General features: G+C 69.4%; 18 protein-coding genes. 16 read left to right on the top strand and 2 right to left on the bottom strand.

What is annotated here, in order from left to right; translation table 11 throughout:
• Positions 1-64: 64 nt before the first annotated feature.
• From ACFO5K_RS17260 to ACFO5K_RS17220, 9 genes are all read left to right on the top strand, one after another.
• Entirely contained in the window at positions 65-1,048 is a 984-nt protein-coding gene (locus tag ACFO5K_RS17260; protein ID WP_378563208.1) for a Ppx/GppA phosphatase family protein, read from the top strand.
• Positions 1,049-1,097: 49 nt separating this feature from the next.
• A complete protein-coding gene (locus ACFO5K_RS17255) occupies positions 1,098-3,317 on the top strand; it encodes a hypothetical protein (RefSeq protein WP_378563205.1) in 2,220 nt (739 codons plus the stop codon).
• A gap of 16 nt (positions 3,318-3,333) precedes the next feature.
• The gene (locus tag ACFO5K_RS17250) at positions 3,334-4,218 is read left to right on the top strand and encodes a sugar phosphate isomerase/epimerase family protein (protein ID WP_378563203.1); all 885 of its coding nucleotides are present in this window, start codon (positions 3,334-3,336) and stop codon (positions 4,216-4,218) included.
• 84 nt (positions 4,219-4,302) lie between these two features.
• Positions 4,303-5,166 carry a thioesterase family protein gene (locus tag ACFO5K_RS17245; protein WP_378563201.1) on the top strand — a complete coding sequence of 288 codons (864 nt, stop codon included), beginning with the start codon at positions 4,303-4,305 and terminating at the stop codon, positions 5,164-5,166.
• 55 nt (positions 5,167-5,221) lie between these two features.
• The gene (gene proC / locus ACFO5K_RS17240) at positions 5,222-6,040 is read left to right on the top strand and encodes a pyrroline-5-carboxylate reductase (RefSeq protein WP_378563198.1); all 819 of its coding nucleotides are present in this window, start codon (positions 5,222-5,224) and stop codon (positions 6,038-6,040) included.
• A gap of 144 nt (positions 6,041-6,184) precedes the next feature.
• Positions 6,185-6,460 carry a helix-turn-helix domain-containing protein gene (locus ACFO5K_RS17235; RefSeq protein WP_378563196.1) on the top strand — a complete coding sequence of 92 codons (276 nt, stop codon included), beginning with the start codon at positions 6,185-6,187 and terminating at the stop codon, positions 6,458-6,460.
• Positions 6,461-6,633: 173 nt separating this feature from the next.
• Positions 6,634-6,735, top strand: coding sequence for a 30S ribosomal protein bS22 (locus ACFO5K_RS17230; protein WP_003402602.1), 102 nt, complete (start codon positions 6,634-6,636; stop codon positions 6,733-6,735).
• A gap of 223 nt (positions 6,736-6,958) precedes the next feature.
• A complete protein-coding gene (locus ACFO5K_RS17225) occupies positions 6,959-8,005 on the top strand; it encodes an NAD-dependent epimerase/dehydratase family protein (protein ID WP_378563194.1) in 1,047 nt (348 codons plus the stop codon).
• Positions 8,002-9,021 (top strand): lysophospholipid acyltransferase family protein, encoded by a 1,020-nt coding sequence (locus ACFO5K_RS17220; protein ID WP_378563192.1) that lies wholly within the window; start codon positions 8,002-8,004, stop codon positions 9,019-9,021. Before ACFO5K_RS17225 ends, ACFO5K_RS17220 begins: the two co-directional genes overlap by 4 nt.
• Before the next feature lie 2 nt (positions 9,022-9,023).
• On the opposite strand, the gene ACFO5K_RS17215 is transcribed toward ACFO5K_RS17220, so the two are convergent.
• A complete protein-coding gene (locus ACFO5K_RS17215) occupies positions 9,024-10,043 on the bottom strand; it encodes an HAD family hydrolase (RefSeq protein WP_378563190.1) in 1,020 nt (339 codons plus the stop codon).
• Between the two features lie 88 nt (positions 10,044-10,131).
• On the opposite strand from ACFO5K_RS17215, the gene ACFO5K_RS17210 reads away from it, so the two are divergent.
• The 5 genes from ACFO5K_RS17210 to ACFO5K_RS17190 all read left to right on the top strand — a co-directional run bounded on the left by ACFO5K_RS17210 (position 10,132) and on the right by ACFO5K_RS17190 (position 15,554).
• The gene (locus ACFO5K_RS17210; protein WP_378563188.1) at positions 10,132-10,413 is read left to right on the top strand and encodes a glutaredoxin family protein; all 282 of its coding nucleotides are present in this window, start codon (positions 10,132-10,134) and stop codon (positions 10,411-10,413) included.
• A 204-nt stretch (positions 10,414-10,617) separates the two neighbouring features.
• Entirely contained in the window at positions 10,618-11,484 is an 867-nt protein-coding gene (locus ACFO5K_RS17205; RefSeq protein WP_378563186.1) for a redox-sensing transcriptional repressor Rex, read from the top strand.
• Positions 11,485-11,560: 76 nt separating this feature from the next.
• Positions 11,561-12,955, top strand: a complete 1,395-nt coding sequence (locus ACFO5K_RS17200) for a glutamyl-tRNA reductase (protein WP_378563184.1) — start codon at positions 11,561-11,563, stop codon at positions 12,953-12,955.
• Positions 12,952-13,986 carry a hydroxymethylbilane synthase gene (hemC, locus tag ACFO5K_RS17195; RefSeq protein WP_378563181.1) on the top strand — a complete coding sequence of 345 codons (1,035 nt, stop codon included), beginning with the start codon at positions 12,952-12,954 and terminating at the stop codon, positions 13,984-13,986. Before ACFO5K_RS17200 ends, hemC begins: the two co-directional genes overlap by 4 nt.
• A complete protein-coding gene (locus ACFO5K_RS17190) occupies positions 13,983-15,554 on the top strand; it encodes a bifunctional uroporphyrinogen-III C-methyltransferase/uroporphyrinogen-III synthase (protein ID WP_378563179.1) in 1,572 nt (523 codons plus the stop codon). Before hemC ends, ACFO5K_RS17190 begins: the two co-directional genes overlap by 4 nt.
• A gap of 56 nt (positions 15,555-15,610) precedes the next feature.
• On the opposite strand, the gene ACFO5K_RS17185 is transcribed toward ACFO5K_RS17190, so the two are convergent.
• Complete coding sequence (locus ACFO5K_RS17185; protein ID WP_378563176.1) at positions 15,611-15,889, bottom strand: hypothetical protein; 279 nt, start codon at positions 15,887-15,889, stop codon at positions 15,611-15,613.
• Between the two features lie 252 nt (positions 15,890-16,141).
• On the opposite strand from ACFO5K_RS17185, the gene hemB reads away from it, so the two are divergent.
• Together hemB and ACFO5K_RS17175 are read left to right on the top strand one after the other, a co-directional pair.
• Positions 16,142-17,119 (top strand): porphobilinogen synthase, encoded by a 978-nt coding sequence (hemB, locus tag ACFO5K_RS17180; protein WP_378563174.1) that lies wholly within the window; start codon positions 16,142-16,144, stop codon positions 17,117-17,119.
• A complete protein-coding gene (locus tag ACFO5K_RS17175; protein WP_378563171.1) occupies positions 17,116-17,628 on the top strand; it encodes a hypothetical protein in 513 nt (170 codons plus the stop codon). The genes hemB and ACFO5K_RS17175 overlap by 4 nt, the downstream gene beginning before the upstream one ends.
• The last annotated feature ends 56 nt before the right edge of the window (positions 17,629-17,684 follow it).

The raw sequence follows: 17,684 nt of genomic DNA, 5'->3' as shown, positions 1-17,684 counted from the left end.
ACTGCTGACGCTAACAGTTCAGTCGCTTGACCTGTAGTACCGGATCACCAAGTACCGTATTCCTGTGCGGCTTGGTGTTCTCGATGTCGGAAGCAATACCGTTCACCTGCTCGTGGTGGACGCGCATCGTGGTGGACACCCGATGCCCATGAGCTCGTCGAAGTCGGCGCTGCGCCTGTCGGAGAACATGGACGCCGAAGGTCGCATCACCGAAGCGGGCGAGGCGCGGCTCATCGCGACCATCACCGAATTCGCGGACCTGGCCCGCAACTCCCGCTGCGTGGAGCTGATGCCGTTCGCCACCTCGGCCCTGCGTGAGGCGACCAACTCCGAAGAGGTGCTGGCCCGTGTGCGCGCCACCACCGGGGTCGGCCTGCAGGTGCTCTCCGGCGAAGACGAAGCCCGGCTGACCTTCCTGGCGGTGCGCCGCTGGTTCGGCTGGAGCGCGGGACGCATCACCAACATCGATATCGGCGGCGGCTCGCTCGAGCTGTCCAACGGCGGTGACGAGGAACCCGATGTGGCGTTGTCGCTGCAATTGGGCGCGGGCCGGCTCACCAGGGAATGGCTGCGCGACGACCCGCCGGGCAAGCGCAAGATCGCGGTGCTGCGTGACTGGCTCGACGCCGAGCTCGTGGTCCCGTCCAAGGCGCTGCTCGACGCGGGCAAGCCCGACCTCGCTGTCGGCACCTCCAAGACTTTCCGCTCGCTGGCCCGGCTGACCGGCGCGGCACCCTCGGCCGCCGGTCCACGGGTGCGCCGTACACTGACCAGCTCCGGTCTGCGCCAGCTGATCGCGTTCATCTCCCGGATGACCGCCTCGGACCGCGCGGAGCTGGAAGGCGTGAGTTCGGATCGGTCCCAGCAGTTGGTGGCCGGCGCACTGGTCGCGGAGGCGAGTATGCGGGCATTGTCGATCGACACCATCGAGATCTGCCCCTGGGCGCTGCGCGAAGGGCTGATCCTGCGCAAACTCGACACCGAACCCAATGGTGGGGGTGGCGTCGCCGAACCACCGGTGAAACCGGTGCGAGCGGAGTCGGCATGAGCGTTCGGGTAGCCACGGCGGGCGCGCCGAGCAGGCCGGAGGAGACAGCATGAGCGGTGAGGATTCCAAACAGCTATCGGTGGCCGAACTGCTCGCGCGCAACGCCGCGCAGGGCGCGTCCACACCGCCCTCCGGTGGGGGCGGGCGGCGGCGACGCAGCGGGCGCGGGGTCTCGGTCACCGATCTGACCGGCGAGAACGCGGTGGTCCGGCCGGGGCCGAGTTCGCACGCCGCGCCTTCGGCGCCACCACCGGCCCCGGAACCCCCGGCCCCCGCCAACTACGAACCACCCGCGAGTTACGAACCGGCGAGTCAGCCCGCGCCCTATCCGCCGCCGGGTCCCGCCGAGTCGGCGTATTCGCCGATGTCGGGCCCGATCACCCGCTTCGATCCGCAGTCGGGCTTCTCCGCACCCGACCCGCGTGACCCCCTCGGCCTGGGCGAGTCCCGGCCCGTCACCGACCCGTTCGGCCCCTTCCGCGCCGAGGCGCGTGATGTCGGCGGCAATCGGTCCAACGGCCGCGCTCCGGGCCGGCTCGGCGCTCCCGGGTCGTCGGCGCCGGTCGACCCCGACATCGCCGAAATGTTCGGTTCCGGTGCGCTGCCCGCGGTCGGCGGCGGCCGCCGCCGCAAACCCGACGACGAACCCGAGGCGCCGTTCCCCGCCCCGCCGCAGGCGCCACCGGTGACCGGTGGGCGCGCGGCCCGGCGCCGGGCCGCCGAAGCGGCGGAGGAAGCCGAACCGGCCGCGTGGTCGCCCGACGCGGGCGGATATGACGCGACCTACGGTCCGTCCGTCGATGTGGCGCAGGGCTTCTACGGGCATCGCGACGAGGCGCCCGGAATCAATGGAGGGCCGGCGCCGGCTGCCGGGTTCCGCGACCCGAACCAGGGTTTCAACGGTCGTCCCGGTGTCGCCCCGACCACGGGTTTCAACGATTCCTTCGGCGCCGACCCCGCTGCGGGAGCTGATTCGGCCGGGGTTTTCAACGGCCGTCCCGACTCAGCCGGTTTCAACGCCTTTCCGGGGGCTGCGCCGAGCGTGGGTCCGAACGGGTTCCCGGAAGCCGGTCCCGGTGGGGGTCCGAACGGTTTTCCGGGTGCCGGGGCGGGTGCGGGTCCGAACGGTTTCCCAGGAGCCGGTCCCGGTGGGGGTCCGAACGGTTTTCCGGGTGCCGGGGCGGGTGCGGGTCCGAACGGATTCCCGGGTGCCGGGCCTGGTGCGGGTCCGAACGGATTCCCAGGAGCCGGGGCGGGCGCGGACTTCGGTGGGTATCCGGGGGGCGGGCCTGATGCGGACTCCGGTGGATTCCCCGGAGGTCGGCCCGGCGCCGACTTCGGCGGGGCACCCGGCCCGGCCGCGGGGTTCAACGGTTTCCCGCCGCCGAACTCCGAGGCCACCCAGGCGTACCACCCCGCCCCGGCTGCCGACCCCGAGGCCGCCGACCAACGTCCGTCGCTGGATCGCAGGCGGGGCCGGTCGGGTTCGGGGAAGACCGGTGGCCTGCCGTCGTGGTCGGCGCGCAGACACCGCCCGGCCACTCCGGCTCCCGAGAACGTTCCCCCGGCCGCCTGGTCGCCGGTCAGCCAGGACCAGCCGTTGCTCTCGGGCCAGTCGGTGGCCGGTGATCTGCTGCGGCGGCGAGCCGAACACGGACCCGAGGCCGACGCCGACGCGCACACCGAGGTCTACCGCGTCGAGGGTGCCGAACCCGACACCGACGACTACGCCGAGTCCGAGTACACCGATCGCGACTACGCCGACAACGACTACTCCGACGCCGATTACGCCGACGACGAGTTCGACGACGACTACGACGACGACTACGAACCCGAACCGAAGCCGAGCCGGGCGAGCAGGCGGGCCGCGACCAAGGCCGCCGCGTCGAAGGTGGCGCAGCGGGCGAAGTCGCGCGCGGCGAAGCGGGTTTCGGCGACGCGCGCCCGGACTCGGATGGGCGGTGCGACGCGACGCCCGGCCCGGGCCGCCGCCGGCGACGACAACGACAACCGCCGTCAGTGGCTGATCCTCGCCGCGCAGAGCGCGGGTGCCGCCGTAGCCGGAATGTTGCTGTTCAAGGGCTTCGAGACCATGTGGGAGACGTTGCCCTGGGTGGCGCTGGCCCTGGCGATGGTGGTGATTCTCGGTTTGGTGGCGCTGGTGCGGGTGCTGCGCCGCACCGACGACATCTTCAGCACGGTGATCGCGGTGGTCGTGGGCGTCTTCGTGACGCTGGGACCGCTAGCCTTTCTCCTCAGTACCAGCTGAATACAGGGAGTGGGCTGTGGGGAACGCGCGGGCAGAGGTAGAGATCGGGCTGTCGACGGCCTCGGTGTATCCGGAGAACACCCAGGCGGCGTTCCGCTATGCCGCTGAATTGGGTTACGACGGTGTCGAATTGATGGTGTGGGCCGAACCGGCCAGCCAGGACATCGCCACTGTGCAGTCCTACGCCAAGCGCTATGGCGTTCGGGTGCTCGCCGTGCACGCGCCGTGTCTGCTGATCTCACAGCGGGTCTGGGGCGCGGACCCGGTGGCCAAACTGGAACGCAGTGTGCGCACCGCGGAGGCACTCGGTGCCGAGACCGTGGTGGTGCATCCGCCGTTTCGCTGGCAGCGCCGCTACGCGCGCGGTTTCGCCGAGCAGGTCGGTGAACTCGAGGCACACCATCCGGTGCGGATCGCGGTGGAGAACATGTTCCCGATGCGGGCCGACACCCTGTTCCGCGAAGGCGCGGTGCGCAGGCTGGAGCGTCGCGCCGGCCCGGGGCGCGCGGTAAGCGCGTTCAGTCCCTCCTACGATCCGACCGACACCGGCTTCGATCACTACACCCTGGACCTGTCGCACACCGCGACCGCGGGTACCGACGCGCTCGAGCTGGCCCGGCGGATGGGTGAGGGCCTGGTCCACCTGCATCTGGCCGACGGCCGCGGCGCCGCCCACGACGAGCACCTGGTACCCGGTGACGGCACCCAGCCGTGCGCGCAACTGTGCGAACACCTCGTGCACACCGGTTTCCGTGGGCACGCCGTCGCCGAGATCAACACCCAGAACGCGCGGACTGCCGCCGAACGTTCCGCGCAGCTGACCCGCACTCTCGAATTCGCTCGCCTGCACCTCACGGGTGCCGCGCCGGACCCGCAGCCTCGTCACGCCGACCTGTCGTGAACCCGGCGCACCGCGCGGGGTAGTGACCACATCAGCGTGCTTGTACGCTGTACGAACAGCTGTGCACCTCGATCAGGAGTGACGATGACGCGAGAACTCGCGACCGATGCGCCGTTCGGTCAGGTCCTGGACCTGACCGAGCTCACCACCACCGACACCGAGACCGGTCGCTACGCCGGCGTCATCGACCCCACCTGGACCATCGGGCCCAAGGTGCACGGCGGCACCATGGTCGCGGCCACCGCCGCCGCGGCGACCCGCCGGCTCGCCGAGGCAGGCGAATCGTTCGCGGCGATGGCGCCGATCGCGGCCAGCTCCGACTTCCTCGGCGCACCCGATCCCGGCGAGGTGGAGTACGCGGTGCACATCCGCAAGAAGGGCCGCCAGATCTGCCTGGCCGACGCCGAACTCATCCAGCACGGCCGCACCCTCGTGCGCACCGCGTTCACCTTCGGGCACCTCGACGCCACCGCCACCCGCTGGAGCGGCCCCGACACCGACATGGCCGCCGAGCCGACCGCCGAGGCCATGCGCTACACCCCCGATTCCCCGATGGGCAAGATCGTGCACGTGAGCCAGGGTGCGCACGTGCTGCTCGACCCCACCTGGGGCGAGTTCCTGCGCGGCGAGACCGGTCAACCCCGGCTGCGGCTGTGGATCCGCCCCTTCGACGGCGACGAAACCGTTCCCCGCGTGCGCGCCGCCTTCGCGATGATGGCCGCCGACATGAGCCCGCCGGTGCCGATGAACCTCGGCCACTTCGGCTGGTCACCGACCGTGCAGATGACCACCTACCTGCGCCGCGTCCCCGCCCCCGGCTGGTTGCGCGTGATCGCGACCGCCCGCGAGGTCGGCGAGCGCATGTTCGACGAGGACCAGCTGGTTCTCGATTCCACCGGCGCGGTCGTCGCCCAGAGCCGTCAGCTGGCGCTCATCCCCGCGTCGTAGCACCCGCCACGGGCCTGAGTACGCGTGGCGGGTGATGAGCACTAGCCTTGGACCCATGACGAGAATTGCGGTTGTCGGTGGTGGACGGATCGGTGAGGCGCTGATCGCCGGGTTGTTGGAATCCGGCCGTGCGGCCAAGGATCTGGTTGTCGTCGAGAACCTCGCGCCGCGGGCCGCCCAGCTGGCCGAACGATTCAAGATCCGGGTGAGCGGTTCGGTCGCCGATGCCGTCGTCGGCGCCGACATCGTCGTCATCGCGGTGAAGCCCACGGTGGTCGACTCGGTGCTCACCGATCTGTCCAAGTCCGATCTGGACAACGGCCGCGACCAGGTGCTGGTCTCGCTGGCCGCGGGCGTGTCCACGAGCCGGTTGGAGTCCAAGCTGCCCGCCGGTTTCCCGGTGGTGCGCGTGATGCCGAACACCCCGATGCTGGTCGGGCAGGGCATGTGTGTGCAGGCGCCCGGTCGCTATGCCAAGTCCGAGCAGCTCGAGCAGGTCGGCGAGATGCTCGAGGCGGTCGGCAAGGTGGTGACAGTGCCCGAGTCGCAGATGGACGCCGTTACCGCGGTCTCGGGCTCGGGACCCGCGTACTTCTTCCTCGTCGTGGAGGCGATGGTCGACGCGGGTGTCGGTCTGGGGCTCACCCGCGAGGTGGCCAACGAGCTGGTCGTGCAGACCATGATCGGCGCGTCGGCCTTGCTGGACGAGACCGGGCAGAGCGCGGTCGATCTGCGGGCCGCGGTCACCTCACCGGCCGGCACCACGGCGGCCGCGTTGCGTGAACTCGAACGCGGCGCGCTGCGCTCGACGTTCGCGGAGGCCCTGCACGCCGCCAAGCAACGCGCTCACGAACAGGGCGGGTCCGGCGAATAACGATCGAGTGCCCAGTAAGGGAACCGATTTCTCACACCCGTCGCAGTAATCCCACTGGTCCCGCTAAGCTCGTAGAAGCACGTGCGTGTCTGTTCCGCTGGTGGGGAAGCCGGCGGCGCGGACGTGCCGGAGGTCAATGGTGCCATGATGTCTGCGAACAGAATGTCCAGTAATCCGTCCGGCGGTGGCTCGGGTTCGCCCGGTCCACGTGCCGGCGCCACCCCACAACCGGTGATCGGCGGTGGCACGCAGTTTCTCACCGTCGCCGAAGTCGCCGATCTCATGCGGGTGTCGAAGATGACGGTGTACCGGCTCGTGCACTCGGGTGAACTGCCCGCGGTGCGTGTCGGTCGCTCGTTCCGGGTGCACGCGAAGGCGGTGCACGACTACCTGGAGACGTCCTACTTCGACGCCGGCTGAGTGAACCCGCGCCCCCCGGGCCGCCAACAGCGCTGTAGCATGAACAATCGGTTCGTGTCCGCCTGCCGGTGGCACCGCTTCGTGGTGTCCGGTGCGCCCCGGCGGCGCGGGCACCAGACGACGCACGCGACACTGCGTGTGTATGCCGAGTAGAGAGAACGCGAGGAAACCCTATGGGTTCTGTGATCAAGAAGCGCCGCAAGCGTATGTCGAAGAAGAAGCACCGCAAGCTGCTTCGCCGCACACGTGTTCAGCGGCGCAAACTCGGCAAGTAAGCCTGTGCCCGCGACGAGCCCGTCACCTCTCGAGGTGGCGGGCTCTCGCTGTGAAATGACTTGGTTTGTGATTCTCGCTGTGCAATCACGAGCCCTCCTCGTCGAAAGCTTGTAGATCGTGACAGTGGGTGGCGCGAATGCGGCTACTCTGGTACGCGGAAACATGAGAAGCAGGGGGCTTTGAGTGGGGTCAGATCCGAGTTCCGACACACGGGAACGCCATATGCCGAAAGTTGTGCTGGTCACCGGAGCCAGCCGCTTCTTCGGCGGTAACATCGCGGCCCGGCTGGCCGCCCAGCCGGGCGTCGAACGGGTGATCGCGGTCGACACGATGGCACCCAGCCGGGAACTGCGCCGTCGCATGGGCAGCGCCGAGTTCGTGCGTGCCGACATCAGGAACCCACTGATCCGCAAAGTCGTCGAGGGCAACGACGTCGACACCGTGGTGCACGCCACCGTGCTGTCGCAACCGCCCGCCGGTGGCGGCCGTGCGGTGATGAAAGACCTCAATGTGCTCGGCGCGATGCAATTGCTCGCCGTGTGCCAGAAGGCGCCGTCGGTGCGGCGCGTGGTGGTCCGGTCGTCGTCGGCGGTGTACGGCTGCAGCGCCAAGGACCCGGCCAAATTCACCGAGGAGATGAGCGCTCGCACCCCACCCGCGGGCTGGTTCGCCCGCGACATGATCGATATCGAAGCGCTGGTGCGGGCCATGGCCCGGCGCCGACCCGATATCTCCGCCTCGATTCTGCGTTTCGCACCGATCGTGGGGCCCCGGCTGGCCGATCGCGGTGTGCAATATCTGCGTTCACCGATCACCCCCACAGTGCTCGGGCGCGAAGCCCGGTTGCAGTTGCTGCACGAGGAAGACGCGGTGGCCGTGCTCGTGCACGCCGCCTCGCGTGCCCACGGTGGCACCGTCAACGTCGCCGGAGACGGCGCGCTGGCGATGTCGCAGGCCATCCGCCGAGCCGGGCGCATCGTCGCCCCGGTACCACTGTTCGTCTTCCGCACCGTCGGGCGCACGCTGATGGGCCCGATCATGCGCGGATTCAGCGGCGAGCAACCCGACTACTTCCACTTCGGTTGCGGGCTCGACACCACCCGTATGCGAACCGAACTCGGCTTCACCCCACGCTGGACCACGGTCCAGGCATTCGATGACTTCATCGCGGGCGCAGCGTTGCGGCCCGTCTTCGATCCGGCTTGGATCGACGCCGCCGAACACAAACTGCTCGGCCTCATCGGGGCCGGTTCAGGAGCGCACACATGACCGAGGGAGCGAAAGTCATTCGTCTCGACGCGAATGTCGAGACCCGGCAACCACGACCGCAGACCCGGCGGTGGCCGGATCAGCCGGCGCAGGCGATGCCGGTCACCTCGCTGAGCGAGCGCAGGCCGGGCATGCCGGCCCCCGCGCCCAAGACGCTCACCGACATCGTGCGCGACGCCCTCGGCACGCAGATCGAACGCACCGCGGAATTCGCGCGTCGCCGGCTCACCGGCGACTATCAGATCGACGAATTCGGCTACGACAAGCACCTGCTCGAATCGGTGATCCTGCCCGCGCTGCGACCGCTGTCGGACTACTGGTTCCGCGTGGAGGTCACCGGCATCGAGAACGTCCCGGCCGCCGGCGGGGCGCTGCTGGTCGCCAATCACGCGGGCACCGTGCCGCTGGACGGGCTGATGCTGCAACTGGCCGTGCACGACAAGCATCCGAGCAGTCGCACACTGCGGTTGCTGGCCGCTGACCTGATCTTCGAACTGCCGATGCTGGGCGCGTTGGCCCGCAAAGCCGGGCACACACTGGCCTGCCACCCCGACGCCGAACGGCTGCTGCGCTCCGGGCACATCGCCGGAGTGTTCCCCGAGGGCTTCAAGGGTGTCGGCAAGAGCTACGCCGACCGCTACAAGCTGCAGCGGTTCGGGCGCGGCGGTTTCGTCTCCGCGGCGGTGCGCACGGGCGTACCGATCATTCCGGTGTCGATCGTGGGCTCGGAGGAGATCTACCCGAAGCTGGCCGACATCAAGCCACTGGCGCGATTACTAGGCCTGCCGTACTTCCCGGTGACCCCGACCTTCCCGCATCTGGGTCTGCTCGGTGCGGTGCCGGTGCCCTCGAAGTGGTACATCGAATTCGGTGAGCCGATCGCGACCACGGCCTACGAGCCCGAGGAAGCCGACGACCCGATGACGATGTTCGAGGTGACCGACCAGGTCCGCGAGACCATTCAGCAGACGCTGTACAAGCTGCTGGCCAAACGCCGCAACGCGGTACTGGGCTGAGCTCAGCTTTCGCGGTGCCGGGCGACCGCGGCGGCCACCGCACCACCCGCCGCGCCCAGCGCCAGGGCGGTGGGGACGCCGATCTTGGCGGCCTTGCGCCCGGTGCGGAAATCGCGGATCTCCCAGCCCCGGTTCTTGGCCACTTCGCGCAGGTCGGAGTCGGGGTTGATGGCGACAGCCGTGCCGACAAGTGACAGCATCGGGACGTCGTTGTGGCTGTCGGAGTAGGCGGTGCAGCGCTTGAGATTGAGCCCCTCGCGGATGGCCAGTGTGCGCACCGCGTGCGCCTTGCCGAGACCGTGCAGGATGTCGCCGACCAGGCGTCCGGTGAAGTTGCCGTCGACACTCTCGGCGACGGTGCCCAGCGCACCGGTGAGGCCGAGTCGCTTGGCGATCACATTGGCCAGTTCGACCGGCGTCGCGGTCACCAGCCACACCTGCTGACCGGCGTCGAGGTGCATCTGGGCGAGCGCGCGGGTGCCGGGCCAGATCTTGTCGGCGATGATCTCGTCGTAGATCTCCTCACCGAGCGCGGCCAGCTCGGCGGTCGGGCGGCCGGCGATGAAGCTGAGCGCCTTCTCCCGGCCCGAGAGCATGTCCGAGGAGTTCTCCTTGCCGGTGACCCGGAACTTCACCTGCTTCCAGGCGACGTCGACGAGGTCGGAGGTCTTGAAGTATTTGCGCGCGGCCAGGCCGCGGGCGAAATGCACGATGGACGCACCCTGCACCAGGGTGTTGTCGACATCGAAGAAGGCGGCCGCGGTCAGGTCACGCGGCACCTCGGCGCCGGGCTCCTGGTCGGCGAGTTCGGCGTCGTGGAGGGTGAGCGCGGCATCGGCGCTGGCCTCGCCCGCCAGATTGGCGCGCAGCTCCTCTTCACTCGGCCCGAACGGGCTGCGCGGCAGCCGCGCGAACTGTTCTTGCAGTTCCTGCCCGAGGCGGCTGGGCTGCCACCGCGCAGGGAACTCCCCGAATCGTCCCGCGACGAATCCGGCGCGAGTGACCTTCGAACGTTCCGGCACCAGTACCCTCCGCTAGTCGCGCGAACCATGTCCACAGTAACCGGATTCACCGACAACCCGCGGCGGCCCCGGGGATTAAATAGGGGTCATGACGAATCCCACACCCACTGTGACCCTATTGACCCGCGCCGGTTGCGGTATGTGCACCATCGCACTGACACAATTACAGACGATTTGTGGTGATTTCGGTCTCCCGGTACACACCGTCGACGTCGACGAAGCCGCGGTCACCGACCCCGCACTACGCGCGGAGTACGGCGATCGGCTGCCAGTGGTCCTGTTGGACGGCCGTGAACACAGCTATTTCGACGTCGACGAGCCGCGTTTACGGGCCGACCTGAGTCGTTTCGCTGGTCGCGACGGAAAATGAGGCCAATTTCACCGACTTTGTGAACGCCTGCACAAGCAGTTACGGTGGGGACACGCAATCCGCACCGCCGCCCTCAGCAGCGGCGGTGACCGGATTTGCACCGCCCCATGGCACCGGTCGCTCTCTCGCAACGCAGCGACCCACACCGGTGAACGAAACAGAGGATCCGGACCGCGATCAGGCCCGGAACGAGGAGCCGACGACGTGACAGAGCAGCACGAGACGCCGACTGGTGTCTCCGGCAAGGCTCTCGGGCGGGACATCCCGCAGGCCACGGTGACTCGTCTGGCTACCTATCTCCGGGTTCTCGCCGGATTGGCCGACTCCGGTGTTGCCATCGTATCGAGTGAGGAACTGGCTGTCGCGGCGGGTGTCAATTCGGCGAAGCTGCGCAAGGATCTTTCCTTCCTCGGACCCAATGGTGTGCGGGGTGTCGGCTATGACGTAGCCAAGTTGCGCACCAGGATCGAAGATGTGCTCGGTTTGTCGCAGGGACATCGGGTGGTGCTGATCGGTGCGGGCAATTTGGGCCGCGCACTGGTCGGATACGGCGGGTTCGGGGTACGTGGCTTCACCGTGGTCGGCATCTTCGACAACGATCCCGCGGTGATCGGCCAGTCGTACGCCGGTCTCGTCGTGCGCGATGTGCGGGAGCTGCCCGCCCAGATCCCGGCGCTGGCGCCGACGATCGCGGTGCTGGCCGTTCCCGACGAAGCCGCCCAGGACGTGTGCGACCGGCTCGTGGCGGCCGGGTTGCCCTCCATCCTCAGCTTTGCCCCGTGTGAACTGCGCGCGCCCGCCCATGTGCAGCTGCGCCGCGTCGACCTGGCGCTGGAACTGCAGATGCTGTCCTTCGACGCCGCCCGCAACGACGCACCCACGCTGCCCGCGGTCGCGCAGGTCGGTTCCGGCCGGATCGCGCGCCGGGTACCGCCGCAGAACCACACCCTCACACACCCCGCGCCGGTCGAGCCGGTGCGCGGCAGGCCGCAGCGACGCACCGCGCCGCATTCGGCAACCCCCCATGCGGCAACGGAGCCAAGCACCCAGGGATCGGTGATCACCCCATGAGCCAGCGTCAGCTAGCGAACCAGCAGATCAGCGCGCGGTCGCGCGGGTCGGAGCCGAGCATCGGCGAGGTGCGGTCATGAGTGTGCTGCTCGTCGGGATCTCACACCGCAGCGCGCCGGTCTCGGTGCTGGAGAAGGTCGCCATCAGCGAGGCCGACCGGCCCAAGCTGGTCGACCGGCTGCTCGAGTCGAGTCACGTGTCCGAGGCGATGATCGTCTCCACCTGCAACCGGGTCGAGGTCTACGCGGTCGTCGACGCCTTCCACGGTGGTCTCGGCGAGGTGGGCGAGCTGCTCACCGAACACTCCGGAATGGCGCTGCCCGATCTCACCAAGCACGCCTACGTGCGCTACAGCGAGGCCGCCGCCGAACACCTGTTCGCGGTGGCCAGCGGCCTGGACTCGATGGTCGTCGGCGAACAGCAGGTGCTCAGCCAGATCCGCAGCGCCTACGCCAGCGCCGACAGCCAGCAGGCGGTCGGGCGCACCCTGCACGAACTGGCCCAGCACGGGTTGCGGGTCGGCAAGCGGGTGCATTCGGAGACCGGGATCGACCGGGCCGGCGCGTCGGTGGTGTCGGTGGCGCTCGATCGTGCGCGCGGCGTGATCGGTGACCTCGCCGGACGTACCGCGGTGGTGCTCGGTGCCGGCGCGATGGGCGGGCTGGCCGTGGCACACCTGTCGCGGGCCGGGATCGGCCGGATCGTGGTCGTGAACCGCACCCTCGAACGCGCGCAGCGTCTCGCCGAAACCGGGCGCACCATGCACGGTGTCGACACCGAGGCTGTCGAGACCGCCCAGCTCACCGCCGCCATGGCCGCTGCCGACGTGGTGATCACCTGCACCGGCGCGGTCGGCGCCGTGGTGACCCTGGCCGACACGCACCGCGCGCTGGCCGACCGCGCCCACACCGAAGCCGCACAGCGCCCGCTGGTGTTCTGCGACCTCGGCCTGCCCCGTGACGTGGAGCACGCCGTGGCCGGGCTGCCCGGCGTGGCCGTCATCGACATCGAATCGCTGCAGCGCGATCCGGCCGCGGGCGCCGCGGCCGACGACACCGCGGCCGCACGCCTCATCGTCGCCGACGAACTCGCGAAATACCTTGCCGGGCAACGCATGGCGGAGGTCACCCCCACGGTGGCCGCTCTGCGCCAGCGTGCCGCCGATGTGGTGGAAGCAGAACTGCTCCGCCTCGACTCGCGGCTGCCCGACCTGGCCGACCCGGCTCGTGACGAGGTGGCGCGCACCGTGCGCCGCGTCGTCGACAAGTTGCTGCACGCACCGACGGTGCGCGTCAAGCAACTGGCATCCACGCCGGGCGGCGACAGCTACGCCGAAGCGTTGCGTGAGCTGTTCGAACTGAAACCCGGTGCGGTGCAAGCGGTTGCCGCTCCCATGGAGGTCGCAGCGGCTGAGCCCGCGCTGGCCGACGACTTCACCGCAGGACACCTCGGCGATGGGCAGGATTCATGACCACCACAGTGCAGGAAGAGGACACCGTGACCGCAGGCAGCGTCAGTGCGCCCTGGCGGATCGGCACGCGCGGCAGCCTGCTCGCGCTGACCCAGGCGGGCACCGTTCGAGACGCCCTGATCGCGGCGGGTCAGCCCGCCGAACTGGTCGTGATCAAAACCCCCGGCGACCTGTCGTCGGACCCGGTACAGAAGATCGGTGTCGGCGTGTTCACCTCCGCGCTGCGCGACGAGCTGGCCGCGGGCGACATCGACGTCGCGGTGCACTCCTACAAGGATCTGCCCACCGCCCAGGACCCACGCTTCACCATCGCCGCGGTGCCGCTGCGCGAGGACCCGCGTGACGCGCTGATCGCTCGCGACGGCATGGTGCTCGGTGAGCTGCCCGCCGGCGCCAAGGTGGGTACCTCGGCCCCGCGCCGGGCCGCCCAGCTGCGCGCCCTGGGCCTGGGCCTCGACATTCTGCCGCTGCGCGGCAACATCGACTCCCGGATGCGCAAGGTGAGCGAGGGCGAACTCGACGCCATCGTCATCGCGCGTGCCGGTCTGTCGCGGATCGGGCGCACCGACGCGATCACCGAATCGCTCGAGCCGGTGCAGATGCTGCCCGCTCCCTCGCAGGGCGCCCTTGCGGTGGAATGCCGCAGCGACGAGCCCGAACTGATCGAGGTGCTCGCCGGTTTGGACGACGCGCCGACCCGAGCCGCGATCGTGGCCGAGCGTGCGCTGCTCGGCGAGCTCGAGGCCGGTTGTACCGCCCCGGTCGGGGCGCTGGCCGAGGTCGTCGAGTCGATCGACGAGGACGGCCGGATCTTCGATGAACTGTCGCTGCGCGGCTGCGTCGCCGCGATCGACGGTTCGGAGGTATTGCGCGCTTCGATCGTCGGTGCGCCCGAAGACGCCGCCGAACTCGGCCGCGCCTTGGCGCTCGAACTGCTCGACCTCGGCGCACGCGCCCTGCTGAGCGTCATCGACGAGCCGGCGCCGGACACTGACTTCACTAATTCCAGCCCGATGGAGAACAACCGATGAGCAGCCGAGCCACCAAGAAGCAACCAGGGCGGATCCTTTTCGTCGGCTCCGGCCCCGGCGACCCGGCCCTGCTGACCGTGCGCGCCCGTGACGTGCTCGAACGGGCGACGCTCGCGTTCACCGACCCCGATGTCGACAAGGGCGTGCTCGCCCTGATCGGTATCGGTGTCGAGGCCGACGAAGACGGGCAGCGCCCGGTCGACGTGCGTCCGGCCCTGGGCGAACCCACCGAGGTGGCCAAGACGCTGATCGCCGAGGCCCGCAACGGCCACGACGTGGTCCGCATCGTCACCGGCGACCCGCTGACCACCGATTCGGTGATCAGCGAGGTGAACGCGGTGACCCGTTCGCACATGGTGTTCGAGGTGCTGCCCGGTCTGCCCAACGGTTCGGCGGTGCCCAGCTACGCCGGTATCGCGCTGGGTTCCGGGCACACCGAGGCCGATGTACGCGGCGAGGTCGACTGGGCGGCGCTGGCCGCCGCCCCCGGCCCGCTGGTACTGCACGCCACCTCGGGTCACCTGGCCGAGACCGCGAGCGCGCTGGTCGAGCACGGGATGGCCCCGCAGACTCCGGTCGCGGTGACCGTGCGTGGCACCACCCGGCAGCAGCGCACCATCGAGGCCACCCTCGCCTCGCTGAACAATGCCGCTTCCGAGCTGGTCGGCCCGCTGGTCGTGACGGTCGGCAAGGAGGTCGACAAGCGTTCGAAGATGTCGTGGTGGGAATCGCGCGCGCTCTACGGCTGGACCGTGCTGGTGCCGCGCACCAAGGACCAGGCGGGCGAGATGAGCGAGCGCCTGGTCACCCATGGCGCCATCCCGATGGAGGTACCGACCATCGCGGTGGAGCCACCGCGCAGTCCCGCGCAGATGGAGCGCGCGGTGAAGGGTCTGGTCGACGGCCGCTACCAGTGGGTGGTGTTCACCTCCACGAACGCGGTGCGCGCGGTGTGGGAGAAATTCGCCGAGTTCGGTCTGGACGCCCGGGCGTTCTCCGGTGTGAAGATCGCCTGCGTCGGTGAGGCCACTGCGGAGCGGGTGCGTTCCTTCGGTATCAATCCCGAGATGGTGCCCAGCGGGGAACAGTCTTCCGAGGGCCTGCTCGCCGACTTCCCGCCGTATGACGACGTGTTCGACCCGGTGAACCGGGTGCTGTTGCCGCGCGCCGACATCGCCACCGAAACCCTGGCCGAGGGGCTGCGCGAACGCGGCTGGGAGATCGACGACGTCACCGCCTACCGCACCGTGCGCGCTTCGCCGCCGCCCGCGGAGACCCGCGAGATGATCAAGACCGGCGGTTTCGACGCGGTCCTGTTCACCTCGTCCTCCACGGTGCGCAATCTGGTGGGTATCGCGGGCAAGCCGCACGCGCGCACCATCGTGGCCTGCATCGGCCCCAAGACGGCCGAGACCGCGATCGAGTTCGGTCTGCGCGTGGACGTGCAGCCCGAGGCCGCGCAGGTGGGCCCGCTGGTGGAAGCACTGGCCGAGCACGCGTCGCGCCTGCGCGCCGAAGGTCTGCTGCCGCCGCCGCGTAAGAAGAGCCGCCGCAGCAGCAGCCGCTAGGCGTAGGAGATACCCCGAAAGCCCGCCCGCAACGGCGGGCTTTCGGCGTATCAGCGTCATCGGCTGTAGCGCAGCAAGGTGCGCACCAGTCGGCAGGTGGCATCCGAGGGCGGGCGGATGTCGATCTTCTCCGCGGTGCGCCGGATCGTCTCGTTGGTGGCCTGGTTGGGTAGGTACACACCGGAATCCAGCAGCGCGATGGTCAACCGCATGGCCTTGAGCCGCCGGTTGTGCGCCACGTACCAGCGGCGCGGCCGGCCCGCGGGCAGTCGCTTCTTCTCCAGCGGTACGTACGGCGCGGTGATGAGAGTGGTCTTGGCGGCAATGGAATTCATTCGGCGTCCTCCCGTCGCGTGTGGGTCCCGCCCCCGATCGTCGGAACCCTCGAACACGCTTTCGATTGTACCGACGGGCACCGACAGGTTTCGGTGTTCTCGCGCGGAAGATCTTGAGCTCCAGTCGCTTTCGATGTTATCCACAGGCTCGCCGGGCCCGGTCGCCGACCTCACCGAAGCGGTGCCGGTGCGGATGCGAGATGCCCGCGGGCGCCGCTGCGCCGGAAATCGCACAGGCGTATTCTGCGGGCTATGACCGCTTTCGACCGCCCGCGGCGGTTGCGCAGGACCCCCGCAATGCGGCGGCTCGTCGCCGAAACCACGCTGCAACCGCGTCAACTCGTACTGCCGATGTTCGTCGCCGACGGCCTGACCGAGCCGCGCGAGATCAGCTCGATGCCCGGCGTGTATCAGCACACGATGGACTCGCTGCGCAAAGCGGCCGTGGAAGCGGTGGGCGCCGGAGTCGGCGGGCTGATGCTGTTCGGCGTGCCGCTGCCCGAGGACAAGGACGCCACCGGCAGCCTGGCCAGCGACCCCGACGGCATCCTCAACCGCGGACTGCGCGCACTCGCCGAAGAGGTCGGCGGCGCCACCGTCGTGATGGCCGACACCTGCCTGGACGAGTTCACCGACCACGGCCACTGCGGCGTGATCGGCTCCGACGGCGCGGTCGACAACGACGCCACGCTGCACCGTTACGTCGAGATGGCGTTGTCACAGGCCGCGGCCGGTGCCGACCTGCTCGGCACCAGCGGCATGATGGACGGCCAGGTCGCCGCCATCCGGCGCGGCCTCGACGCCGGCGGGCACACCGACACCGCCATCCTGGCCTACGCGGCCAAATACGCCTCGGCCTTCTACGGGCCGTTCCGCGAGGCCGTCGGCTCGTCGCTGCAGGGCGACCGCCGCACCTATCAGCAGGACCCGGCCAACCGCCGCGAATCGCTGCGCGAACTCGAGCTCGACCTGGCCGAGGGCGCCGACATCGTGATGGTGAAGCCGGCCATGTCCTACCTCGACATCCTGCGCGACGTCGCCGACCGCTCGACGGTGCCGGTGGCCGCCTACCAGATCTCCGGTGAGTACTCGATGATCACCGCCGCCGCCGAACGCGGCTGGATCGACCGTCGCGACTCGATCCTGGAATCCCTGATCGGCATCCGGCGGGCGGGCGCGGACATCGTGCTCACCTACTCCGCGACCGAGGCTGCACACTGGCTGTCGTGATCGTTCCGCCGAACAAACCCGAAACCAACCCCGTGCCGGAGGACGTCGGCACCGCCCGGCAGCTGTGGTGGGGAGTCGCCGGCCTCGGTGTCGTCTACACCGGAGCGGGCATCGTCACCATGCTCGGCGATCGCGACGAGCTCGAAAAGCAGCTCCTCGAGGAGGCGTACAAGACCGACCCGGACCTGCCCGCCGCGACCGCCGACCTGATAGTGCCGGTATTCGTCGGTCTGACCGGAGTGGTCGGGCTGCTGCTGGCCGGACTCACCGTGCTGATCGCGCACCAGCTCGGCCGTGGCAAGAGCTGGGCGCGCACCGTGCTGACGATCGTCGCGGTGTGGTTGGGCGTCGGGGCGGTCGCCACGATGTTCACCTTCGACGGTGACGGCGGGCCCGCGTCGATGGTCAGTGGTGCCATCGCGATCGTGCAGGGTGTGCTGGCCGTCGGTGCCGCGTACCTGAGTTACCGACCGGAGTCGACCAAGTACTTCCAGCCGAACCGGCGGTGAACGGCGGGTGTCGCGGCGGCGTCATTGGCTGACGACCCGCCGAAGTGTATGGTGAG

It is taken from the genome of Nocardia halotolerans (assembly GCF_042650145.1).
GTDB lineage: Bacteria > Actinomycetota > Actinomycetes > Mycobacteriales > Mycobacteriaceae > Nocardia > Nocardia halotolerans.
This window is presented reverse-complemented; position numbering and strand designations above follow the sequence as displayed.